This is a genomic window from Pseudoalteromonas fenneropenaei, assembly GCF_042643375.1.
In the GTDB taxonomy this organism is placed as follows: Bacteria; Pseudomonadota; Gammaproteobacteria; order Enterobacterales; family Alteromonadaceae; genus Pseudoalteromonas; species Pseudoalteromonas fenneropenaei.
In genome coordinates, this window is the sequence record NZ_JBHRSD010000014.1 from 115,232 (window position 1) to 136,894 (window position 21,663).

Annotated in this window: 23 protein-coding genes; 18 read left to right on the forward strand and 5 right to left on the reverse strand. The window is 45.5% G+C overall.

Features of this window, described 5'->3' with window-relative positions:
• Positions 1–14: 14 nt before the first annotated feature.
• From ACFOEE_RS08700 to ACFOEE_RS08715, 4 genes are all read left to right on the forward strand, one after another.
• Positions 15–263, forward strand: a complete 249-nt coding sequence (locus tag ACFOEE_RS08700; RefSeq protein ID WP_377123255.1) for a hypothetical protein — start codon at positions 15–17, stop codon at positions 261–263.
• A 222-nt stretch (positions 264–485) separates the two neighbouring features.
• Positions 486–1,055, forward strand: coding sequence for a uracil-DNA glycosylase family protein (locus tag ACFOEE_RS08705; RefSeq protein ID WP_377123257.1), 570 nt, complete (start codon positions 486–488; stop codon positions 1,053–1,055).
• Between the two features lie 119 nt (positions 1,056–1,174).
• Positions 1,175–1,522, forward strand: a complete 348-nt coding sequence (locus tag ACFOEE_RS08710) for a hypothetical protein (protein WP_377123259.1) — start codon at positions 1,175–1,177, stop codon at positions 1,520–1,522.
• 111 nt (positions 1,523–1,633) lie between these two features.
• Positions 1,634–1,879, forward strand: a complete 246-nt coding sequence (locus ACFOEE_RS08715; RefSeq protein ID WP_377123261.1) for a Rho-binding antiterminator — start codon at positions 1,634–1,636, stop codon at positions 1,877–1,879.
• Here ACFOEE_RS08715 and ACFOEE_RS08720 read toward each other — a convergent pair.
• The 3 genes from ACFOEE_RS08720 to ACFOEE_RS08730 all read right to left on the reverse strand — a co-directional run bounded on the left by ACFOEE_RS08720 (position 1,869) and on the right by ACFOEE_RS08730 (position 4,830).
• Entirely contained in the window at positions 1,869–2,333 is a 465-nt protein-coding gene (locus tag ACFOEE_RS08720; RefSeq protein WP_377123263.1) for a GNAT family N-acetyltransferase, read from the reverse strand. The two genes, ACFOEE_RS08715 and ACFOEE_RS08720, sit on opposite strands and share 11 nt — an antisense overlap.
• Positions 2,334–2,632: 299 nt before the next feature.
• A complete protein-coding gene (locus tag ACFOEE_RS08725; protein ID WP_377123265.1) occupies positions 2,633–2,863 on the reverse strand; it encodes a hypothetical protein in 231 nt (76 codons plus the stop codon).
• Between the two features lie 197 nt (positions 2,864–3,060).
• Positions 3,061–4,830, reverse strand: a complete 1,770-nt coding sequence (locus ACFOEE_RS08730; RefSeq protein ID WP_377123267.1) for an ABC transporter ATP-binding protein — start codon at positions 4,828–4,830, stop codon at positions 3,061–3,063.
• A gap of 124 nt (positions 4,831–4,954) precedes the next feature.
• Here ACFOEE_RS08730 and ACFOEE_RS08735 point away from each other — a divergent pair, with 124 nt between their 5' ends.
• Positions 4,955–5,839, forward strand: coding sequence for a TetR/AcrR family transcriptional regulator (locus ACFOEE_RS08735; RefSeq protein WP_377123269.1), 885 nt, complete (start codon positions 4,955–4,957; stop codon positions 5,837–5,839).
• A 24-nt stretch (positions 5,840–5,863) separates the two neighbouring features.
• Positions 5,864–6,334, forward strand: a complete 471-nt coding sequence (locus ACFOEE_RS08740) for a DUF523 domain-containing protein (protein ID WP_377123675.1) — start codon at positions 5,864–5,866, stop codon at positions 6,332–6,334.
• Here the strand turns inward: ACFOEE_RS08740 and ACFOEE_RS08745 are convergent.
• Positions 6,314–7,237, reverse strand: coding sequence for a LysR substrate-binding domain-containing protein (locus ACFOEE_RS08745; RefSeq protein ID WP_377123271.1), 924 nt, complete (start codon positions 7,235–7,237; stop codon positions 6,314–6,316). The genes ACFOEE_RS08740 and ACFOEE_RS08745 overlap by 21 nt on opposite strands.
• A gap of 777 nt (positions 7,238–8,014) precedes the next feature.
• On the opposite strand from ACFOEE_RS08745, the gene ACFOEE_RS08750 reads away from it, so the two are divergent.
• The 7 genes from ACFOEE_RS08750 (at position 8,015) to ACFOEE_RS08780 (ending at position 16,641) form a co-directional block, all read left to right on the forward strand.
• Positions 8,015–9,358, forward strand: coding sequence for a cytochrome ubiquinol oxidase subunit I (locus tag ACFOEE_RS08750; protein WP_377123273.1), 1,344 nt, complete (start codon positions 8,015–8,017; stop codon positions 9,356–9,358).
• The gene (locus ACFOEE_RS08755; protein ID WP_377123275.1) at positions 9,351–10,349 is read left to right on the forward strand and encodes a cytochrome d ubiquinol oxidase subunit II; all 999 of its coding nucleotides are present in this window, start codon (positions 9,351–9,353) and stop codon (positions 10,347–10,349) included. Before ACFOEE_RS08750 ends, ACFOEE_RS08755 begins: the two co-directional genes overlap by 8 nt.
• A 153-nt stretch (positions 10,350–10,502) precedes the next feature.
• Positions 10,503–11,045: an isochorismatase family protein gene (locus tag ACFOEE_RS08760; RefSeq protein ID WP_377123277.1), complete on the forward strand. Its 543-nt coding sequence runs from the start codon at positions 10,503–10,505 to the stop codon at positions 11,043–11,045.
• Positions 11,046–11,067: 22 nt separating this feature from the next.
• Positions 11,068–12,042, forward strand: a complete 975-nt coding sequence (locus tag ACFOEE_RS08765; RefSeq protein WP_377123279.1) for a GlxA family transcriptional regulator — start codon at positions 11,068–11,070, stop codon at positions 12,040–12,042.
• Positions 12,039–12,473: a hypothetical protein gene (locus ACFOEE_RS08770; RefSeq protein WP_377123281.1), complete on the forward strand. Its 435-nt coding sequence runs from the start codon at positions 12,039–12,041 to the stop codon at positions 12,471–12,473. The genes ACFOEE_RS08765 and ACFOEE_RS08770 overlap by 4 nt, the downstream gene beginning before the upstream one ends.
• Before the next feature lie 138 nt (positions 12,474–12,611).
• On the forward strand, positions 12,612–13,586 hold the full coding sequence (locus tag ACFOEE_RS08775) for a TrmH family RNA methyltransferase (protein ID WP_377123283.1): 975 nt from the start codon (positions 12,612–12,614) through the stop codon (positions 13,584–13,586).
• Between the two features lie 451 nt (positions 13,587–14,037).
• Positions 14,038–16,641, forward strand: coding sequence for a TonB-dependent receptor plug domain-containing protein (locus tag ACFOEE_RS08780; protein ID WP_377123285.1), 2,604 nt, complete (start codon positions 14,038–14,040; stop codon positions 16,639–16,641).
• Between the two features lie 97 nt (positions 16,642–16,738).
• On the opposite strand, the gene ACFOEE_RS08785 is transcribed toward ACFOEE_RS08780, so the two are convergent.
• Positions 16,739–17,038 carry a hypothetical protein gene (locus ACFOEE_RS08785; RefSeq protein ID WP_377123287.1) on the reverse strand — a complete coding sequence of 100 codons (300 nt, stop codon included), beginning with the start codon at positions 17,036–17,038 and terminating at the stop codon, positions 16,739–16,741.
• Positions 17,039–17,765: 727 nt separating this feature from the next.
• On the opposite strand from ACFOEE_RS08785, the gene ACFOEE_RS08790 reads away from it, so the two are divergent.
• The 5 genes from ACFOEE_RS08790 (at position 17,766) to ACFOEE_RS08810 (ending at position 21,646) form a co-directional block, all read left to right on the forward strand.
• Positions 17,766–18,350, forward strand: a complete 585-nt coding sequence (locus ACFOEE_RS08790; RefSeq protein WP_377123289.1) for a PepSY-associated TM helix domain-containing protein — start codon at positions 17,766–17,768, stop codon at positions 18,348–18,350.
• A gap of 10 nt (positions 18,351–18,360) precedes the next feature.
• Positions 18,361–18,882: a DUF2271 domain-containing protein gene (locus ACFOEE_RS08795; RefSeq protein ID WP_377123291.1), complete on the forward strand. Its 522-nt coding sequence runs from the start codon at positions 18,361–18,363 to the stop codon at positions 18,880–18,882.
• 10 nt (positions 18,883–18,892) lie between these two features.
• The gene (locus ACFOEE_RS08800; RefSeq protein ID WP_377123293.1) at positions 18,893–19,717 is read left to right on the forward strand and encodes a DUF4198 domain-containing protein; all 825 of its coding nucleotides are present in this window, start codon (positions 18,893–18,895) and stop codon (positions 19,715–19,717) included.
• Positions 19,718–19,720: 3 nt separating this feature from the next.
• On the forward strand, positions 19,721–21,079 hold the full coding sequence (locus ACFOEE_RS08805) for a sulfite reductase subunit alpha (RefSeq protein ID WP_377123295.1): 1,359 nt from the start codon (positions 19,721–19,723) through the stop codon (positions 21,077–21,079).
• Between the two features lie 252 nt (positions 21,080–21,331).
• Positions 21,332–21,646 (forward strand): hypothetical protein, encoded by a 315-nt coding sequence (locus ACFOEE_RS08810; protein WP_377123297.1) that lies wholly within the window; start codon positions 21,332–21,334, stop codon positions 21,644–21,646.
• Positions 21,647–21,663: the final 17 nt, after the last annotated feature.

The following is a 21,663-nucleotide window of genomic DNA, read 5'->3' on the forward strand; positions in this document are numbered from 1 at the left end:
TCCAAGCCTTTAAGATGACCAGCAATGCTCCTTCTAAACATGCGGTGCAAAGTAATAAAAGCCATACCCTGCGTAGTGAACGGATGGCAAAAATCGCGATAAAAGTTGCTGCGTATATGGCAATACTCAACGTTGTAGCGACCAATACAGCGTCAATTGGTTTTAGTGGTAGCAGCAAAGTCAACAAACTAACCGTCAAGGCAGTAAAGCCATACCCTGCGACTATGGCGGCGAAAAAACGCGCGCTAACCAAGGTGCGGTAGTGCCAGTGAGAGGAACGAAAGTGTGAAAAATAGTATGAAAACACGGTCCTTATCCCAAAATAGCAATTAACTCATATTATGATAGATAGTAGCTAAAAAGGATAGTAATTCTCATTTGCCTTATTGTATTTGCTTTGCTCACAACCTATACGACTTTACGTCCTAAATAGCAAATATCCCCAGTTAACGTTAAACTAAGTGCTCCGATAGGAAGGAGAATAAATGGCTGAGTTGGCTACTGTGTTAGCGCAGATTGAGCGTTGCCAATTATGTGCAGACAATTTGCCGGATGCACCAAAACCTATCTTGCAATTCTCGTCACAGGCGAAGATCCTGCTTGCTGGGCAAGCTCCCGGTCGACTAGCAAGACTACACGGTAGACCTTTTGCGGATCCCAGTGGTGAGCTGCTGCGCCGTTGGCTAGGTGTCAATGAACAACAATTCTATGATCCAAGTTGCTTTGCTATTGTACCTATGGCTTTTTGTTTTCCGGGTCGAGGTAAAAGTGGTGACAATCCCCCACCTGTAATCTGTCAGCAAACTTGGCATCAGCGTTTACTCGCCCTCAACAGTAACATTCAACTTACAATTTGTATTGGTAGTTACGCCCAGCAATTTCATATGGCAAAACAATCTGTCACGACCTTAGTTCAACAATATCAACAATGGCTGCCGAGCAAAATCGCACTTCCTCATCCAAGCCCTCGTAATCGCTATTGGTTGGCGCAAAACCCGTGGTTTGAACAGGAAGTGATACCCCAATTACAAGCGCGCGTAGCGAGTTTAATTTAGTTACATAATTTTAACTAAATTTCCACTAGGTTCTTGCGTATCTAAATTAACTCATTCATAATCAAGGCATATTGACGGGGTGGTCGATTTTTTATTCCCTATGGCGGCAAGGAAAGAATATGCTATTTAAATTTTTAGGCTTATTAGCCATCGTTCTTGTGATCTGTTCTCTGCCTTTGTCTGTGACAGTTGGGGCTTATTCCATAATCAGTTTTTACCTAGCTTTGACCTCTGTACTGGTCGCTTCGCTAGTGACAGCAATACATGGGAAAAACTACTATTTTCCGGTGCTTGCACTAGCGAGCGTGAATATTATGGGCACCAATGATGCGACTAATTTGTTTGGCTTATTCAATGAACAGGATTGGCTTTATACACTGAGCATGTATGGCATCTTTGCAATCATTGTTACGGTGAGCACGATTTTTGCCAAAAAAGATTCAGTTTTATTGTCTTCACTTAAATAATGTCCGCTATGTAAAGGGGCTTTACATAGCAGTGTGCGCCAAAACGAAAGTCATTTATACTTGGCTGTATAGTTATTGCTTTAACGCATATTTAACATAATGGGGCGGAGTATGCTTAGTTGCAGCCAGCATGATTTTCTTGAGGTCGCTTGTTTGTATCATTACGAATTAAAAGTTGAGTTGTTAGATGGCAAGGTAGAGATTGGGGTTGCTCAAGATTTGCTGTACCGAGAAAAGCAACATTGCTTGGTTTTACAGCAAGTCGACACACTGAATTATGTCGACATTGCGAGCATTTCAAAATTAAGTGCACTGACTCAGAATCCGTATTTCGACACTGTCATTGCTACTGACTGAGCTTTAGCTCCATAAACACACTCAGCGGGTTGTCGCGATATAAACCAAAGCAAGGACAACGCTCAAATCCTAAACTCTCGTAAAGTGCAATTGATTCGAGCTGTTTACTGCCCGTTTCTAAGCGAATAAGCGGGATCTGCGCCTCGCCAGCATAATGCAGTAAAGTCTGCATAATACGCCGCGACAAGCCTTTACCACGGTAATTCGGTTTAACGTATAAACGTTTGATCTCTCCATAGAGAGTGGTCTTATCAAACTTTTTTACTACTGCGCCACAAGCGACTATGCCATCTTCGTTGGCTAAACCAATGGCTTTAACATTGGGTTGTTTGAGCTCCTGCAGTGACAAAGATTGATCACTGGCGATAGGGTAGAGCTTATTCATCAGCCGGTCTATTTCGCTGTAGAGTGCCTGTACGCGCTCATCTTCTGGTTGCAAAGTGATTAGCTGCATTGTCAATCCTAGGACAAGATGTAAACGTGATTGTTATTGTTATGTCGAGCTGAGACTATACAGAGATAATTCTGGAACACAAAATTTTTCGCTGGATGGTAACCACAAAGCAGTGCCGCAAGCCTAAGAATTACACCTAAAGGCTGTTAGTTAGGGGGGATATAATTTTTGTAACTATTTGTTATGAAATCTGAATTTCAAACTGCAATGATAAAGGCTAAAGCAGTACTCGCTTTTTGTCATCATTTTACAGCCACAACATGAACGCGCTTCATGGTTGTACTGTGCTTCCTCAGCAATTAGCTATTATTAACCTTTGTCAATGGCGTTAAGTTAGTGTGTGAAATCGTGGGTAAGTCACTGTGATGATGGGCGTTAGCTTGACCACTTATCAACGTAAACAGTAATAAAGCGAGCGTAGCACTGAGCACTAGTGGAAGACTTGCGCGACTTTTATGGCTGCGCTGTGGTTGTTGGAAATTGCCCATATTGACCTCATAACGACAACAATCATGTTTACGCAATTCCATCTGCAACCTCACATGCGATCTAAAACGCAAACTGCAAAACCTAATACTATATTCGAGCACTAGACTAATTGATTGCGATTAAAGTATGGTATTTATACGTTACTATCATACTAATTGCTAGTTTTTTGTGTAAAAAATCTGAAATTTGTAATCGAAAAGTGCAACATGAAACTCTCCGATTACTGGATGTTGTCACTTTATGTAACGGGTAACGAGTCGTACGAGTTCTGTTGTTCTAGTCTGAATTGCTTGTCTATCAATTGTTTATATTGCGGCAGCTGTTGCATCAGCGCATTGTGATTGCCTTGACCTATGATTTTGCCAAACTCCATGACGTAAATGCAGTCGGCACTAAGTATGGTACTCAAACGGTGCGCGGCAATTAACGTCGTTCTACCCTGAGCGGCTTGGGCTAGGGCATGTTGAATGCGGGTTTCACTTAGCGCATCAAGATTGGCGGTGACCTCATCAAGTAACAATAAGTTTGGTTTTCGCAATAAACAGCGTGCGAGTGCGAGCCTTTGCCGTTGTCCTCCTGACAAGGTAACACCTCGTTCACCCACAAAGGTTTCTAGACCTTGTGGCAAAGTGCTGACAAATTCGTACAGATCTGCGTCGTTAAGTGCACTAGTAAGTTGCTCAGCGCTTGGTAGGGCGTCTAGCCCAAGTACTAAGTTGTCGCGTAAGGTACCGGATAACACAGGTGCGTCTTGGGCGACGTAGCCAGTTTGTGCTAAATAATGGTCGAGATCTGCCTCTGCAAGGTTATCTGTGCCAATATAAATGGCGCCTTGCTTGGCTTGATAAAAGCCCTGCAAGAGTGCAAATAAGGTGGATTTCCCGCCCCCAGACAGCGCTACAATGGCGGTGGTTTTACCTGCTGCGAGCGTCATATCTAGACCTTTTAGCACAGCTGCATTATTGTCATAGCCAAAGTTCAAGTTATGTAGCTGAATATCTTGCCCTGCAATTTTAAGTTGGAGATTCCCCAGATGACGTTTAGGTTCGGCAAATAGCTCAGCAAGCCTTAGCGCAGCCCCTGCGGCTTTGTTAAATGCGGCTGCAAACAGACTGAGTTGCATCACAGGAAATACGATGTTGAGCAGGAACATGATAAAGGCGACAAAAGTGCCGATAGTCATCTGCTGTTTGGCGACCAAAGTGGCGCCAAAACCAAGCACCGCAATGATAGATGCCATAATCGCGGTGTTGACCAGCGGCGACATCATGGCAACGGTGCGGACTTCTTGCATTGCTAAGGTAAAGAGCTGTTTAACTTTACACTGTACTTCTTGGTTAATTTGGCTGTGAGCGGTAGCACTGCGTAACAGGCGGATCTGTGCAAACCATTCGGTTAAATTCGCCATTAAAGAAGCTTCACTATCCTGCTGTTGCTTAGATATCGCCGCTAGTTTGGCGGTAAAAGGTAAAATAGCGAGAAAACTCAGCACTATTGCTAGGAACAGCACAGCTGTAAGACGCCAGTCTAAAAACCACAAAATAAAGAATGAGCCTAGCAATTGTAACAGCCCTGAAAGCATAGAGGCAGTCTGATTACTCACTAAGTCTTCAATGATCTCTGTATCTTTAACAATCCGATTAGCGGGTTCACCTGATAAAGTACGGTCAAAAAAAGCGATAGGTAGATTGACCACATGGTCAAATAGTTCATTGCGTAGATTGCGCTTTTGTAGGTTGCCGAGCTTACCGAGCTGGTGATACTGAACACCAGATAAAATTCCGCCGCCGATTAGCGCTGCCGCTAGCCCAAATAATGCTGACCAGCTGAATTGTTGGGTTGCAGAGAGGTTATCGAGCCAAGCTTTAGTTAGTAAAGGTACCCATAAAGATAAACCAGTCGCACAGATAATGAGCGCAACCGTGATGGCTATGAGAGCATTTGTTGGTTTGGTACGCCGCAGTATAGACCATAGCGCAGCGTAGTTAGGATGAGTTGAGAATGGCATATGCTTACTCCAGAGTGATTGTTATTTTTTAATTAAAATGACTGAATGGTCATTTTTAAAAAATACATTGGGTCATTGGTTTTTGCAAGGGTATACTGAATATGAATGATAAATAGAGAATAAGATGAAAGATAAACGTCTACGTATTGTGACTAGCGCCTATGAATTGATCCTCAAGCAAGGGGTTGGCGCTGCCAGCATGCAGGCAGTGGCCGACTTAGTGGGGATTTCCAAAGGTGCGATTTACTTGCATTTCAAGTCAAAGGATGCGCTGTTATTGGCTGTTTTTGAGTGGCAAACAGAGCAGATGCTGGAAGAAGTAAAGACCATTTTACAAAGCACTTCGCTCGCGGCTAAAGAAAAACTCGCAGCACAAATTCGTTTTCAATATCAAGACTTACAAAAGTATCAGGCATTATTCCGCGCATTGGTCAGTGATGAGTCTTTGACAGTGTCACACTCCTTAATGGTGTTTTATCAAGACTTTCGTTTATCTTGGATGGAGCTACAACGCGCCTTTTTGAGTCAGCATTATGGCGCGTCGATTGAGCCCTGGAAGATGGACTTAGCACTGACCTTGGATGGCATAGTGGGTAATTATCTTTCGACTCAAGTAATAGAGGAAGTTCAGCTTGATATTGACCGCATGGTCAATTGGGTGGTTTTCTGCATGGATCAAATTGTTGCTGGTATAGCTCAAGCTCCTCAACAAGTGTTTGGGTTACAAGATTTTCCATCTTTTGCTGAAGTGCAAAAGAAGCGTCAAGTCATCGCTAAACAGCAACAGTTGCAAAGTGTCGAACGTTTGTTACAAAAAGCGCAGCAGCTGAAGTTAGACGAAGCAAAACAGCAATTAGCGCTTGCAACCATTGAGCGTTTGCAGCAACAACTCGATCAAGAGCAATTCGATGCAATCTTGGTACGTGGATTGTTGGCTGTACTAAAAGAGTTTCGTGGGTTAAGTAAAGAACGGGTTGAGTTAAGTGAACGGCTGGGTTTTGCTGATTAGTGGGAGGGAAAAGCCATAGCTAAAATTCTTGTCAGTGCTTGTCTACTGGGCGAACCCGTAAGATATAATGGCTCGTGTGTAACTGCTGCTCTGCAAGCTTTGCAGCAGTTACAACATCACCATCAAATATACCGTTTGTGCCCTGAAGTGGCCGCTGGCCTGCCGATCCCAAGAGTTGCAGCGGAGATCCAAGGTCGAGGTGGCGCAGCCGTATTATCCGAGCAAGGACGAATTGTAGGAAGTGATGGGAGTGACCAAACCGCAAGCTTTGTTGCTGGCGCGCAATTGGCTCTCAACCTTTGTCTGCGGGAAAATATTGGTTTTGCAGTGCTCACTGAAGGCAGCCCGAGCTGTGGTAGCAAGCGCATTTATGATGGTAGCTTTACAGGCCAACAAATAGCTGGTGAAGGGGTGGTAACGGCATTATTGCGCCAGCATGGTGTGCAAGTGTTCAGTCAACATCAAATAAACGAGTTACTCGCTGTGCTTAAGTGAGTCAAAATCGGTTTTGCATTTGCCTGCCATGATCTCAAGCAGCCAGTCTTTAAATACTCGGATGCGTTTAGACCGAGGTGAGTTGGCATCATACATTAAGGTGTAACGAACTTTTGGTAAGGAGCTGATAGGGTAGGGCTGAATCAGCAGGCCTTGCTCCAAATAATGGCGCGCTTGCGCTGCGGGCGCCAAACAAATGCCATTACCCGCGATGACGGCACTGAGCGCAATGTCTAAGTTGCTGACTTCCATCCACTTGGTATAGCTGTTATCTAAGGTGAGGCCTGCTTCTGCAAACCAAGTTTGCCAATAGTTGCTATGGGTGTAATTAACCAGCCAACACTGTTTTAGGCTTTCTAAGGTGCTAAAGTCGATATCGGCGGCCAGTTTTGGCGAGCACAGCGGAACGGTTTTGTCTTCAAATAAAATATGCTGTTCAAGGCTTGGAAACTCACTAAAACCGTAGCGAATAGCAACGTCAATCTTACCATGTTGGACATCTTCGAGGGTGGTTGACACCAGCACGCGTACCACAATGTCTGGATACTGTAAGGAAAATTTCCACATGTTTGGCATCAATACCATAGTGGCAAATGATTGCGTGGTTGTAACGGTGAGAGGACCATTTAAAGGTTCGCATTGAATACTACGTAAGCCCTGCACCAGTTCATCAAACCCTTTGCTTAGTGACAGTGCAAGTCGTTGACCTTGTTCGGTTAAGCGCATTTGACGGCCTTGGCGAAAAAATAATTTACAACCTAGCTGTCTTTCGAGCAAGCGGATCTGTTGACTGACTGCAGCTTGGGTCACGTGCAGTTCAGTTGCTGCGGCACTGTAGCTTTGATGCCTTGCCGCGGCTTCAACACAGCGCAGTGCCGTAAAGTGATTTAGTTCTTTATACATGGCGTTGCTGTAACATAAGTTGATCTTATAGTAACTGTAAGTTTATATCGTTCGTTTTGTGTGCTTATTGTAGTCATACTGAAGGTGAAAAAACAAACCTAAGGAGAATGATATGGTGAGCCTATCACACCAGCCAACACAACATCTTTGTAATGATTGTAAGCCGCAGCAGCACGTTCACAGGGTAACTCTAGCAGCATTACTCAATGCTATCGGGAGCAAATTAGCGCTGGCACAGCAAAGCCAATTCAAATAACAGCTAATATAAGTTTGGCTTACAGTAAATGGAAGAGAGGCTTAGTTTCATACTGCAGTACAAAATTGGCGCATTGGTACACCCATACTGGGGCGTGGAGCGGCAAATTCGATACTTTCTGTGGTTTTGCAAATTCACTTGATCTAAATCAAATTTAGCCATATATTTAACTTTCAGAAATTACTGAAAGTTAAATAAGTTGCCGTCTTTATTTTCTTCATTCTTCTTAACGTACTAATTAATAATAACTAAATCTTAATTTTCGAACGGAGTTAAGAGGGCAGCGGGATTGTGAACTTAAACACAATCGCGATTTACCGAGTATGCAGGCTGATGGCTCGATTTATCAACTTGCTGCTGTGGTGAAATTTGTTGGCCTGAAGGATTGCCTGCTTTTACCATAATTTACAGCACTTTAAAGATAACAAGGCGCAAGCCGTGGTCGTTTAGCAATAAGGTAGCTAACAAGTGTAAAGGGGGCTTACAGGCTGAAGTGTGTCATCCGTTAGGGTAGGTGCGTTATGCTTGATACTTTGCTGTTATCGCGCATTCAGTTTGCTGCGAATATAAGCTTCCATATTCTGTTCCCCACCATTACCATCGCACTTGGGTGGTTTCTGGTCTTTTTTAAATGGCGCTATGATAAAACCAGTCATCCGGTTTGGCTGCGCGCCTACCGTTTTTGGGTCAAAATCTTTGCCTTAACCTTTGCCCTAGGGGTGGTGAGTGGCATTACCATGTCCTTTCAATTTGGCACCAATTGGCCAGGCTTTATGGAGCGTGTTGGTAATATTGCAGGGCCATTATTAGGGTATGAGGTACTGACAGCTTTTTTTATGGAGGCAACGTTTTTGGGGATCATGCTTTTTGGTATGAACCGCGTGCCCAATAAAGTTCATACCTTAGCATGTTTAATTGTCGCTGTGGGTACGACCTTATCCGCGTTTTGGATCTTGAGTTTGAATAGCTGGATGCAAACCCCCACAGGATTCGAACTTAGAGATGGCGTAGCTTATCCGACCGATTGGTTGGCGATTATTTTTAACCCTTCATTCCCTTATCGCTTTTTTCATATGTTGCTCGCCAGTGGTCTGACTGCCTCTTTCCTTATCGCAGGTGTCAGTGCGTATCGCCTGTTGCAAGGCGATAACAAACAAGCTCCGCGTTTGACCCTTAAGGTCGCGCTAACAGTAGCGGCAATATTGGCGCCATTACAAGCCTTTGTTGGTGATTTACATGGCTTAAATACTTTAGAACATCAGCCACAAAAAATTGCTGCGATGGAAGGTATTTGGCATACCGAAAAAGGCGCGCCGCTGGTGTTATTTGCTATTCCGAATGAAAAAGAACAGCGCAATGATTTTGCTATTTCTATCCCTAATGGGGCGAGCCTTATTTTAACCCATCATCATGATGGTGAGTTAAAAGGGTTGAACGAATTTCCCAATGCACATCCTCCTGTTAAACCGGTGTTTTTTGGTTTTCGTATTATGGTTGGCATGGGTATGCTGATGATCTTGGTTGCAGTAGGGTTACGTTGGCAATTACATCGCAAGCAAACACTTGCACCTTGGCAATTAAAAACTTTAGTGGCAATGAGTTTTTCTGGGTGGCTGGCAACTTTAGCTGGATGGTATGTTACGGAAATTGGTCGCCAACCTTACTTAGTTAGCGGGGTATTGCGGGTCGAAGAAGCGGTCACCAAACTGGCCAGCGAAAACGTTGCGATTACTTTAACTATGTATTTGACCTTATATGCGGTGCTGTTGGTGGTGTATATCCGCACCTTATTCTTTACCGCGAAGAAGTCCGTAGGAGTGGAAGAGTACGAACAAACGCAATTAACAGGGGGCAAATATGCTTAATGCAGAACAACTCGCATTATTATTCGCAGGTCTAATGGCGTTGGCGATTTTAGTCTACGCAATTTTGGACGGTTACGACTTAGGCGTTGGGATGTTGCTACCCAATCAAGAGCAAGATAAAGCTGATACTATGATTGCGTCGATAGGGCCGTTTTGGGACGCCAACGAAACTTGGTTAGTGTTGGCGGTTGGCTTGGTGCTTATCGCTTTTCCTCTCGCGCATAGCGTGATTTTACAGGCCTTGTACTTACCTGCCTCTTTTATGTTAGTTGGGCTGATCTTACGTGGAGTGGCGTTTGACTTTCGCGCCAAAGCCAAATCGAAACGTAAAGACATGTGGGACAAGGTGTTTAAAGGCGGCTCTTACCTCACCAGTTTTAGCCAAGGGTATATGCTTGGCAGTTATGTGATGGGTTTTGAAACTACCATAGTGGCGCACTTATTTAGCATCTTAAGTGGTATTGGGGTTGTCACGGCTTATCGTTTTATTGGTGCGGCTTGGCTCATCATGAAAACCACAGGCGAGTTACAGCAACAGGCTATTCATTGGTGTCAAACTGCGTTGCGGGTATCTGCTATCGGCATAGCACTGGTTTCTATCGTAAACCCAATTATTCACCCTAATGTGTTGGCGCTATGGTTTGAATTACCCATGGCGCTGGTGCTACTGCCGATGCCGATGATTTGTTTTGGTTTGTTAGTGCTATTAGAGCTGACCTTACCGAAATTAGCACAGCGGCCAGAGCAGGGCGCGTGGCTGCCATTCGCGATTGCCGCTATGGTGTTTTGCTTGTGCTTCTTTGGCTTGGCTTATAGCTTTTTTCCTTATGTAGTACCGGGTAAGTTAACTATTTTTGAAACTTTGTCTGCGCCTGAGTCACTTAACTTTTTGATGTTCGGCGTGGTATTTGTGGTGCCCACGATTATTGCGTACACCCTTTATTCTTATCGGGTATTTTGGGGCAAAGTGACGCCGCTTAGTTATTACTAGGGCGTACTACTAACTCTTACCAATAACCGTACAGTGGTTAGCAAGGATGCCAAGCCACTTGGCCGAAAAGGTCCGCTAGTTGTCTTGAACCGGTCTCTTCAGCCCTTCTCAAAGTCACTATAGTGTTGTTACCAACACAAGGAGAATAAAACCATGAAAACCGCCCTGATCATTATCGACACGCAAGATTCTTTCTTCCATACTGACTACTGGCGAGAGGATGAGTTCGCTGAATTTCGCGCTAATTTAACTCAAGTCGTCACGCATTTCCAACAGCAAAACTGGCCGATAGTAAAAGTTTTGCACTCAAGAGAAGATGTCGAAAATAGTCCGTTTAACCCCAAAAGTGGATTGGTAAAGGCTATGGCGTTTTTACCAGTGCATTACGATAAAGTCATTTATAAATCGGTCCACAATGCGTTTACCGATACCGGTTTGGCGCGTTGGTTAATGCGTGAAGGCATAACTAAGCTTGTGATCACTGGGATCCGCACAGAGCAGTGCTGTGAGACCACCACACGCGTGGCGAGTGACTTAGGCTATCAAGTTGAATATGTGCTAGATGCAACGCTCACATTCCCTATGGTATGTGATATAACGGGTCAGCACTATAGTACGGACGATATTAAAGCCAGAACCCAATTGGTGTTAAATAAACGCTTTGCCACCATAACCAATAGCCATGACTATAAATAACAGTTTGTTGTAAGGAAAGCCGATGACAGCCGTCATTCCTGTGTATTTTGTTTTGACTCCTGAAGTTCTACCGCTTGATTTGGCGGGACCATTACAGGCCTTTTTGGAGGCGCAAAAAGCAGGTGAGCGGCTGAGTTTTCATTACGTCGGTGCAGCAAGTGAAAGTAACTTAGGTGGTGGGCTGATGTTGGCTCAGTTAGCGCCTTTGCCGCCATCACTCCCAGTCAATGCTATCGTTGTTATCCCCGGTTGTTATGGCTCAGCGCATCGATATCAAGCGGAAATTGGTGAAGTGACCGCAGCGTGGTTGCGTACCGTTATTACCAAGCAAGCGGTCTTAACTGTGTGTTCTGGCGCGTTGCTGGCAGCCAAAGCAGGTTTATTGGCTCATAAATACTGTACTACCCACCATGAACTGACCGCTCGCATGCAGCTACAATATCCAGAATGTAAAGTGCTGGAAAATCGTATTTTTGTTAAAGACGGCAATATGTACACCAGTGCAGGTATTAGTTCTGGCATTGATTTAACGCTATTTTTTATTGCAGAGCAATTTGGTGAACAACGGGCAATGCAGGTCGCGCGCGAAATGCTAGTGTATTTTCGCCGCAGCGGTCATGAAACCCAACACAGTGTGTGGCTGAATCATCGTAATCATATGCACCGCGCGGTACATAAAGTACAAGATTTGGTGTGCCAAGCAGTGCATAAGGATTTCACCGTCACCGAGTTAGCACAGCAAGTGGGGATCTCTACTCGGCAGTTAAGCCGTTTATTTCATGATACTTTGGGGATCACAGTACAAGCCTATATTCATGAGATAAAAATGGCTCTGGCGCGCCAGTTGTTGACGCAAAGCAAGCATAGCATAGAGCAGGTTGCTGAGCTGTGCGGTTTTGCCAGTAGCCGCCATTTTCGCCGTATTTGGCAACAATTTGAACCGCTTTCACCGCTGCAATTTCGACAAGCTTTTAATCTAAACAAGGAGCAAGTATGAGTAATCCTCTATTAGTTTATGCTGGAGTCGGCAGTATTATCGCGGCGCTATTGCATGTGGCGGTTATTTTTGGCGGGCCAGATTGGTATCGCTGGTTTGGTGCGGGCGAAAAAATGGCGCAGTTGGCTGCTTCAGGTTCATTACAGCCAGCATTAATCACGGCCGCTATTGCTACGCTACTAACGGTATGGGGTATCTTGGCTTTTTCCACTGCGGGTTTGTTGCCTGCGCTGCCATCGCAAAAACCACTGTTAATCGTTGTGACTACAATATATTGCGTGCGCGGCGCTGCGGGATTTTTACCGGTGTTTTTTAGCATTCCTGCCACTCAAGAAAACTCCCCCACATTTTGGTTTTGGAGCTCAGCGATTTGTCTGGCGCTTGGAGTCTTGCATCTGCTTGGGTTATGGCGCGCATATCAAGCGAGTTAACTTTGATGCACACGTTAGCCAAGCTCTGCATCTGAGCTAAATAGCATGATGGCAAGATGAAAATATTTAGCTGTGGCTAGTGCGAAAAACCACCGGCTCAGCTAAAATCAGCGCCTGTTCTCAGTTCGAGTAATTTTCATGGCGCAGTCTGCTCCAAAGCGTAGTCATTCATCTGTTCAATCAGCCAAAAAACCTTCACGTCAATCACATTCAAATGCCAAATCAAGCGAATCACCTTGGTCGCAAAACAAGCGTCCTCAAGTTGCTGCTGAGCGACGTGATGATAGAGCTAGAAGCGCTCAACCACAGCCAGAGAAGGCTGTTAGGGCTAGTGGCGACTATAGTTCTGAATCGCGCGCCAAACAAAAAGTGCAAAATGGCGCAGAGCTGAAACTCTACGGCATTAATAGTTGTTTGGCATTTTTTGAAGCGCATCCGGCGCTGATGGTTCGCGCATATGTCACTGAACAAGCAGCAAAAAGTAAGTTTAAAGCATTGCTTAAATGGTTTGTGGCAAACAAAAAGGCCTACCATGTGGTGAGTGATGCTGAACTTGAAAAAGTTACCGAATCAAAACACCATGAAGGGATCTGTCTGTTGGTCAAAGCGCCGCCGCAACAGCGTTTGGACAATTGGTTAAGGCAACTACCAACCGAGCAACAGGGCATGGTGCTATTGCTTGACCGAGTAGGTAATCCCCATAATTTAGGGGCAATTATGCGTGTGGCTGCACACTATGATGTGCTCGCGCTAGTAACTTGCGACCCTCAGGCATTACAAAGTGGCGCAGCAGTGCGCACCTCTGAAGGCGGTGCTATTCACATGCCAATATTGCAAACCGATGAAATGGCCTTAGCTGTGGTGCAACTACAACGCGCAGGATTTTGCGTGATGGCAACCTCTTCATACCATAGTCAGGATGTATATCGCACCACATTACCAGCACGCGCGGCCTTTATTCTTGGTGAAGAGCGTGAAGGGGTAGATCCACAACTGGCAAAAATAAGTGACAAGAATGTCATCATTCAAGGTAGCGGCAAGGTCGAAAGCCTTAACGTGAGTGTTGCTGCAGCATTGCTTTGTAGTGAATTCTGGCGTCAGCATAAGTTATAAACACAATGCTAGTGCGGGCGCAAGCTCCCGCATTTTGCCGTAAAGGGGCTTTACAAGCTTCTTACATTATTAGTGGGTAATAATGTATTCAATTAGTACGCTTGTTTTTATTTTCTAGATTTTGCTGGTTCAATTGTTCGCTATCGTTTGAAGGTAAATGGTACTCGCGTTACGGTGTGGCTATATGAAGTAACCGATAGCGATGGTTATACAAATAGTTTTGACCAAACAGTTGGAATTAAACGACGAGTGCCGCACACAAGCTTGTCGCAATCGTTGATAATTTGGCTGAATAACTCAAATATCCAAAACGGAATTGTCTGAAAAGATAATTCCGTTTTGGTTTGCGTAGTGTAAGTTATCGTTACAATTTTCTTGGCCTTAGTCTATCTTATAAAGATTGCTTTTACGCACTCGCATTGTTAACTTGTTGTGGTGAATAATAACCATTATGCAACAGGGAAATAACATGCCAACAAAAAAATATGGTCTAACAGCCCTCACTTTAGCTTTAGCAACAGCGTATACCTCAAGCTCTTATGTCTACGCAGCTGAAGAAAATGCCGATAAAGTCGAGCGAATTGAGGTAACAGGTTCACGTATCAAACGTACTGATATGGAAGGGCCATCTCCTATTCAATCGATTGGTAAAGATCAAATCGCGTCTTACGGCTACGACAACCTACAACAACTCCTAGAAAAAATGCCAGTAGCAGGTAGTGGTACTTTCTCAACGCGTGGTAACAACCAAGATTCAACCGCCAATGGTGGCGCCGCGGTAAGCTTACGTGGCTTAGGCCCAGATGCAACGCTCGTGCTTATCAATGGCCGTCGAGCTTCAGTCAGTGCATTTGCTGAAAGCATTACAAATTCATTTGTAGACATTAACAGTATTCCAGTGTCTGCGATTGAACGTATCGATATTCTTAAAGACGGCGCGTCAGCGATTTACGGCTCTGACGCGGTGGCGGGTGTGGTCAACGTTATCCTGAAAAAAGATTTTGATGGGATGGAAGTCAACTTAGGTTACGGCGGTACAGACGGCCCAAGTTACGAAGAAAAAACGGCAAGCCTACTTTGGGGGAGCAGTACTGATGACAGCAACGTAACCATTATTTTAGATTACTTCAATAACTCATCTTTATCCTCAAACGAGGCTGGTACTTTAGGAACAGCCAATCAAACGCCATACGGCGGTAAGGACTTTCGCTCTAGCCGCGGTTTTCCGGGCTTTTTTGTGGTTGATGGCAAAGACACAATCGATCCTGCTTGTCCGGCAGACCGAGTCGCTGATGACTTCTGTTTATTCGACTATGGTCCTTTTGGCTATATTATTCCAGAAGCTGAGCGGGTCGGCGCTATTGTTCAGGCGGAGCAAAAGTTTGCTAACGGCATGACGGGTTTTGTTGAGTTTGCTGTACAGCACAATACTTCAGTTGCAGCAGGTGCTCCTACACCGCTTGACCAAAAAGCGGGCCTTACTGTGCCAGGCAGTCATCCTAACAACCCTTATGGCAAAGACATTAAAATTGGTCGTTATAGAACGGTTGATGCGGGTGCTCGTGGCTGGGATATCAGCTCAGATACACTGCGTATAGTTGCAGGCTTACGTGGCACAATCAATGATTGGGACTGGGAAGTTGCAGCGCAAAAAGGTCGCAGTAAGTCAGAGCAAACTGGTTCAAAAGAGCAAGGTTGGGTGCGAGTCGATTACCTACAAGCTGAAATTGATGCAGGTAACTACAATCCATTTGGTGGCACTTATAACTCTAAAGAAGTGATTGACCGTATTACCACCAGTTTAGTGCGTCGTGGCGAATCGCATATGACATCATATGATGCGAGCATCACAGGCGAAGCATTTACGTTTAATGATATGCCAGTCATGATGGCTGCTGGCCTTGAATATCGTGAAGAAGATGTCAGCGATGCACCGGACGACCAATTTATCCGTGGTCTTATTTTTGGTACTGAGTCTATTGCAGCTGCAGCTGAGCGCGACCAATGGGCAGCTTATGTGGAATTTTCAATTCCGTTGTCTGAACAATTTGAACTGCAACTTGCTGGCCGTTACGATGATTACAGTGATTTTGGTTCAACTGCCAATCCCAAAGTGGCATTTCGTTGGACACCGCATTCAGATGTCACAGTTCGTGGTTCTTGGGCGCAAGGGTTCCGTGCTCCGTCATTAGCGCAAATCGGTTTAGGCCCATCTGAAGAAAGCGTGTTCTTTGAAGATCAATATCGCTGTGCTGCAACCGGCAAAGACTGCGGTCCACTCGACTATAACATTGAATATACGGGTAATGCGGATTTGGAAGCTGAAGAGTCTGAGTCGATGAACTTAGGTATTTTCTGGGCGCCATCAGCTGAGCTTGGTTTTGGTGTTGATGTATGGAGTATTACGCAAGACAACAAAATTGATAAGGGCCCTTATGGTCCTATCTATGATGCAGAATGTAACAACCAAAATAGCACTATCTGTTTACGTTTAGCGCCAGAAGCGGGTCAATCTTTAGGCGTGCTTGATAAAATTCGCGCAAAATATAAAAACGTGACCTCACAAGATGCTTCAGGGGTTGATGTCTCGGCTAACTACTTGTACAGCATGGGTGACAACGGTGACCTGAAATTCAACTTGGAATACAGCTACCTGGATAACTTTGAAAAAGACGACTTGGATTACACTGGCGAATATGGCTATCCACAACACCGTTGGGTATTAACCAACAGCTGGATGCTAGACAATATGGCTGTGAACTTAAACATCAGTTATATCGGCGAGTTTGAAGATCAACCTGATTTTGACTTTGATGGTACCTTGGATTTTGAGCAACACTCAACACGTAAGGTCGACTCACAAATTCTGCTTGATTTACAAGGTTCATATCGCCTCAATGATGGCGTAAAACTGGTACTCGGCGTGAATAACTTACTGGACGAAGAACCACCATTTGCAATTGGTAACGGTGATGACGACCTCTATGGTTATGTTGGCAAAGTACATAACCCGCGTGGTCGCTATATTTATACTAAAGTGACTTTCAGCTTCTAAGCTGTTTTCGCTCAAAAAAGCGCAAGCCAAGGCTTGCGCTTTTTTATCTGCAATCTTTCTAGCGAGCAATTTTAATGGTTCCGCTCGCAACTGTTCATCACCCATAGCGAGTGGTTTTTGCTAGCCGCTTCGGCTTCAAAATATCGTTTAAGCCACAGCCCACCAAATCAAACGCTTTCGCTGTTAATACTAGCCCTGCAGCTTGTGTTTGGCTTGGCCTCACTAAGCCTTCAGTAAGGAAAAACTGCACCACTTCTTTTAAGGTGTTTTCGTCTTCAGTAGAACCTGTATCGCCATGCACCGCTTGATAGCTAGGTGTAAACGCTGCCGGAAAAGCGCTCATCAGTTGTTGCAATAAAGGTTCGGAATGTTTATGCATCTTGGAAAAATCAGCCATATTCGTTCCTCCATGGTGTGGAGTCTTAAGCGTAGCTGAAAATTTCTGTTTTACCCGCCTATTTAAAGTTGCAGTGCTGTCGGCTGCGTTTGCACACCCAAACCACATAGGAGATCTCTGTTTATAGGGAATTACGCACTTGCCGCCTATCTGCAACTGCAAGTAGTTTGGGTAGACGTTTAAGAAAGGCGCAGCAAAGTGCTGCGCTCTTGGCAAAGGTTTTTATCGGCGCCAAGGCGGCGCCGATAAATTGGCTAAGATTAGAAGGTCACACTGACGCTTAACCACGATACGCTCAATTTTATCGTTTAAATGTGTTTTCGCGGCGAGGTTAGGGGCGTAAGTTGCGGCAAGCGCGGTAGCAAGGAGAGTAAGGCGCAGAGGTGAATACATAAGGTTTAATCTCTTGAATATCTGTAAATCAAAAGTCGTTGTGCTCTAAATGGGAATAAAAGTAACATCAATGCTAATGCGAATTAATATCACTAACCGTTGTAAGTGATTGAAGAAGTAACAACGCAAGCCCTAGATAACGCTTAGATTTGTTGTATAAAAAGGAACTGTTGCGCATTTTACGTCCATCGATGGTTCGATAAGCCTGCTTGAAGACGATTATTGTTAAATTATTTAATAAATAAAAATACTTATCATTAGTATAGTATTTGTTATACTGGCGAAATCTTTATTATTCAGACTTATCCAGACCGTAATTTCAATGAAGTATCAAATGTTTTTGGGCACTGTGCGGCAATGGCACTGGATTAGTTCGGCAATCTGTTTAATCGGCATGTTGTTGTTTGCTGTCACTGGCATCACGCTCAATCACGCGGCAGATATTCGCGCCGAGCCGCAAGTTCGCACTGTGGAATTAGAGCTGAGCGAAGGGCTACGAATGGCCTTGCAAGGCCGTGAACAAGGCCCACTGCCACTTGCAGTACGGCAATGGTTATTGCAACAACATGATATTGCCACCCCAGCGCGAGATGCGGAATGGGAAGCCGACGAAGTCTATCTTGGCATGCCCAAACCCGGTGGTGATGCTTGGCTGAGCATTGAGTTAGAAACTGGTCGAGTGCTGTTTGAAGACACAGATAGGGGAATCATCTCTTATCTTAACGATTTGCATAAAGGCCGCAACACCAGCACAGCATGGCGCTGGTTTATTGATGTATTTTCCGCTTTATGCGTCATTTTTTCCCTCAGTGGCATGTGGTTATTGGTGCGTTATGCGCGTCAGCGACCCAGTACATGGCCGCTGGTTTTGGCGGGGGCATTAGCGCCGCTGTTGATTTTGATTCTGAGTGCTCATTAAGGATGCGATTATGAATATCAAGCAAGGTGTGGTTGCGCCTTTGTTTTTAGCTGCCGCGACGTTCAGCGCAGCGGCCAGCGAGTTAAACGTGACAGTAGAAATACCTAAAATGTCTGTTGCTGAATACCATAAACCTTACCTCGCAGTATGGATTGAAGACAGCCAAAATCAGGTAGTGAGCAATCTGGCGGTGTGGTACGACGAAGACATGCGTAACGGCGAAGGCGAAAAATGGCTTAAAGACATGCGCCAATGGTGGCGTCGTACTGGTCGTACGCTCACTATGCCAGTAGATGGTGTGACTGGTGCCACTCGCGGGCCGGGTCAACACGCACTGCAATTTACTTTAGGACAAGCCCCACTACAAAGTTTAGCGGCGGGCGATTACCAATTACGCGTCGAAGCCGCGCGTGAAGTCGGTGGCCGTGAGCTATTAAACATTCCATTTAGCTGGCCACAGCAAGCTGCTGTGACACTCAAAGCGTCGGGCAATTCTGAGCTTGGCGATATTGCATTAACGATAAATCCATAAGGAAAACCACATGAAGGCAACTGTATTTAAATCATTGTTATTGGGTGGCTTAGTGCTGAGCAGCCTGAGTGTTGAAGCCCACCGTGCGTGGATTGTGCCACAAGAGACTTTACTTTCAGGTGAGAACCGTTGGGTGAGCTTTGATGCTGCGGTGTCGAATGATATTTTCCTTGCCAATCATAACGCAGGTCGCTTTAGCGGCGTACAAGTGCAGGCACCAGATGGTAGCGCAGCTGCGGTGCAAAATCTGCATGTTGGTAAATACCGTACTGTGTTCGATTTACCATTAGAAAAATCAGGCACCTATCGCGTATTTACGGCCAGCAGTGGCTTACAGGCAAGCTGGGAAGAGAACGGCAAACGTCGTATGTACCCAGGCCGCGGCGAAACTTTCAGCCAAGCTGGGTTTGAGCAAAACGTGCCAAAAAGTGCCGATAAACTGGCGGTAACGCAGTTCTCGCGCCGCATGGAAACCTTTGTAACGTTAGGCGCGCCAAGCAAAAATACCTTACAGCCAACCAATGCCGGTCTTGAACTGGTTGCGGTAACTCATCCAAATGAGCTTTATGCTGGCGAAGTGGCAACGTTTAAGTTTTTGATTGATGGCAAGCCTGCTATTGGTGCCGAGGTGACCGCAATTCGTGAAGGCACGCGCTATCGCAACAGCCAAGAAGAAATTGTGATGCAAGCTAATGCGCAAGGCGAAGTCAGCGTTAAATGGAATGGTGCAGGTCGCTATTTCTTAGAAGCAGAATACCAAGACACCGCGGCGGCAGCGCCGGCAACGCAGCGTCGTGGTACGTATGTCGTGGTGCTTGAGGTATTGCCAGACTAAGCTATGTTAAGCGCAGCGCCATATCTTTATGCCAGCCTATTAGTGGCTGGCTACACTGTTTTTACCCTGTGGTGTTACCGAGCATCGCTACAAAGACGTTGGCTGCGCAATCAGCACGGCACCGTACCTTTGGTGGTTGCTTATGCCAGTGAAAGTGGCGCTGCAGAAACATTGGCCCAGCAGTTAAGTCAGCAATTAGTCGCCCAAGGCTTATCATGCCAATGCTTAACCTTAAACCAACTGACCGATAAAACCCTAAGCACAACACAAAAATTATTGGTGCTAGCCAGCACTTACGGCCAAGGCGAAGCCCCCGATAATGGTCGGCATTTTATTGCGCGTTTAACACACAGCGCAGTTACGCTTAATCATTTAGCCTATGCCGTATTGGCGCTTGGCGACCGAGATTACCCGCAGTTTTGTCAATTTGGCCTTAACTTGGATGCCGCACTGACGGAGCGTGGCGCTACAGCGTTATTTGCCCCAGTGTTGGTGGATAAATTGGCAAGCGACAGCTTACATACTTGGTATCAAGCCTTACAACAAGCCCAGATCTTGGCAGCAGAGCCTGCAGCGCTAAAGCCTAAGGCCTACCTTGGCGCTGAATTTACTCTCGCTCGGCGTCAGTGGCTCAACGTTGGTAGCCAAGGCGCTCCTTTGTATGACATCGCGTTTTCGCTCCCGCCCGATGTAACTTGGCAAGCAGGTGATATCGCGTGTTTGCACCTCGACCACAAAATGCGTGAATACAGTATTGCCAGTGTTCCAGCTGAGGGGGAATTACGTTTATTAGTGCGTGAACAGCGTCATCCTGATGGGCGTTTAGGGCTTGGCTCTGGCTGGTTATGTGTACGTAGTCCAGTTGGCGCAACGAGTCTATTGAGTATTCGCCGTAATGTAAAATTTCATGCCCCTGCAACCAATCGCAAAATGATTTTGATTGGCAATGGCAGTGGCTTAGCCGGATTACGTGCGCATATTAAACAGCGAGCGCTGCAGGGTCATTACGATAATTGGTTGATTTACGGCGAGCGTAGCCCCGAGCATGACTTACCTTGGGATGACGAGTTGCAAACCTGGCTGAAAACTGGCGTATTGGCGGAGCTTGACCGTGCCTTTTCGCGCGCGGCGTTACCTTTGCCTGTACTTGCTGGTCGAGTGCAACAAGGGTATGTGCAAGATGTGCTGCGCAGCCACAGCGAGCAACTGCTGTTATGGTTAGAAGAAGGTGCTGCGGTGTACATTTGTGGCAGCCTGCAAGGCATGGCGGGTGATGTTGAGGCGCTATTTACCGAACTACTCGGTGAACGTGGTTTAAGTGCGCTGGAAGCGCAAGGCCGCTATTGCCGCGACGTTTATTAACCTCTTCAGTAAATTAGGTCGCACAGTGCGGCCTGATTTAAATCTCCTTTTAAAATTCTCTTATTTAACCCCCTGTTTGAATCGATAAATGTGCTTAGCCCTATGCAAAACCCTATTGCGTACTTACATGACTTGGCGTTGCGGGTAGGCGCAAAGTAGGTCGATATAAATCACTCCTGACATTCCCTGACAGTGCCTTATGGTCTACTAGTTGTGCTCTAAGCAATTCAACTAATCACAAGGAGATCAAATATGAGCAATGTGCTAGAAATCGTTACTTTTAAACTGGCTAATGGAGTTAATGAGACAGACTTTGTCAAAACGCATGATGCGTTTCAAGCTTATTTGGATTCGATGCCGGGTCTGCTGTATCGCTCGTTAGCCAAACAAGCGGACAGCGACACCTATGTGGATGTCGTATATTGGGCCAGTCTTGCTGATGCAGAGCGGGTTCAACAAGCTTTTGCCACCGAACCGCGCTGCCAAGCACTGATGACAGTGATTGACGCCGACAGTGTGGTGATGACGCTTAACCATATCATTGCACAAACCCCGTGTAATGGCTAAGCTGCCTTGGGTATTAC

What these genes read in the sequence shown, in the direction of transcription:
- ACFOEE_RS08700 (WP_377123255.1), top strand. Translation starts at nt 15, where the DNA reads ATGACCAGCAATGCTCCTTCTAAACATGCGGTGCAAAGTAATAAAAGC.
- ACFOEE_RS08705 (WP_377123257.1), top strand. Translation starts at nt 486, where the DNA reads ATGGCTGAGTTGGCTACTGTGTTAGCGCAGATTGAGCGTTGCCAATTA.
- ACFOEE_RS08710 (WP_377123259.1), top strand. Translation starts at nt 1,175, where the DNA reads ATGCTATTTAAATTTTTAGGCTTATTAGCCATCGTTCTTGTGATCTGT.
- ACFOEE_RS08715 (WP_377123261.1), top strand. Translation starts at nt 1,634, where the DNA reads ATGCTTAGTTGCAGCCAGCATGATTTTCTTGAGGTCGCTTGTTTGTAT.
- ACFOEE_RS08720 (WP_377123263.1), bottom strand. Translation starts at nt 2,333, where the DNA reads ATGCAGCTAATCACTTTGCAACCAGAAGATGAGCGCGTACAGGCACTC.
- ACFOEE_RS08725 (WP_377123265.1), bottom strand. Translation starts at nt 2,863, where the DNA reads ATGGAATTGCGTAAACATGATTGTTGTCGTTATGAGGTCAATATGGGC.
- ACFOEE_RS08730 (WP_377123267.1), bottom strand. Translation starts at nt 4,830, where the DNA reads ATGCCATTCTCAACTCATCCTAACTACGCTGCGCTATGGTCTATACTG.
- ACFOEE_RS08735 (WP_377123269.1), top strand. Translation starts at nt 4,955, where the DNA reads ATGAAAGATAAACGTCTACGTATTGTGACTAGCGCCTATGAATTGATC.
- ACFOEE_RS08745 (WP_377123271.1), bottom strand. Translation starts at nt 7,237, where the DNA reads ATGTATAAAGAACTAAATCACTTTACGGCACTGCGCTGTGTTGAAGCC.
- ACFOEE_RS08750 (WP_377123273.1), top strand. Translation starts at nt 8,015, where the DNA reads ATGCTTGATACTTTGCTGTTATCGCGCATTCAGTTTGCTGCGAATATA.
- ACFOEE_RS08755 (WP_377123275.1), top strand. Translation starts at nt 9,351, where the DNA reads ATGCTTAATGCAGAACAACTCGCATTATTATTCGCAGGTCTAATGGCG.
- ACFOEE_RS08760 (WP_377123277.1), top strand. Translation starts at nt 10,503, where the DNA reads ATGAAAACCGCCCTGATCATTATCGACACGCAAGATTCTTTCTTCCAT.
- ACFOEE_RS08765 (WP_377123279.1), top strand. Translation starts at nt 11,068, where the DNA reads ATGACAGCCGTCATTCCTGTGTATTTTGTTTTGACTCCTGAAGTTCTA.
- ACFOEE_RS08770 (WP_377123281.1), top strand. Translation starts at nt 12,039, where the DNA reads ATGAGTAATCCTCTATTAGTTTATGCTGGAGTCGGCAGTATTATCGCG.
- ACFOEE_RS08775 (WP_377123283.1), top strand. Translation starts at nt 12,612, where the DNA reads ATGGCGCAGTCTGCTCCAAAGCGTAGTCATTCATCTGTTCAATCAGCC.
- ACFOEE_RS08780 (WP_377123285.1), top strand. Translation starts at nt 14,038, where the DNA reads ATGCAACAGGGAAATAACATGCCAACAAAAAAATATGGTCTAACAGCC.
- ACFOEE_RS08785 (WP_377123287.1), bottom strand. Translation starts at nt 17,038, where the DNA reads ATGGCTGATTTTTCCAAGATGCATAAACATTCCGAACCTTTATTGCAA.
- ACFOEE_RS08790 (WP_377123289.1), top strand. Translation starts at nt 17,766, where the DNA reads ATGTTTTTGGGCACTGTGCGGCAATGGCACTGGATTAGTTCGGCAATC.
- ACFOEE_RS08795 (WP_377123291.1), top strand. Translation starts at nt 18,361, where the DNA reads ATGAATATCAAGCAAGGTGTGGTTGCGCCTTTGTTTTTAGCTGCCGCG.
- ACFOEE_RS08800 (WP_377123293.1), top strand. Translation starts at nt 18,893, where the DNA reads ATGAAGGCAACTGTATTTAAATCATTGTTATTGGGTGGCTTAGTGCTG.
- ACFOEE_RS08805 (WP_377123295.1), top strand. Translation starts at nt 19,721, where the DNA reads ATGTTAAGCGCAGCGCCATATCTTTATGCCAGCCTATTAGTGGCTGGC.
- ACFOEE_RS08810 (WP_377123297.1), top strand. Translation starts at nt 21,332, where the DNA reads ATGAGCAATGTGCTAGAAATCGTTACTTTTAAACTGGCTAATGGAGTT.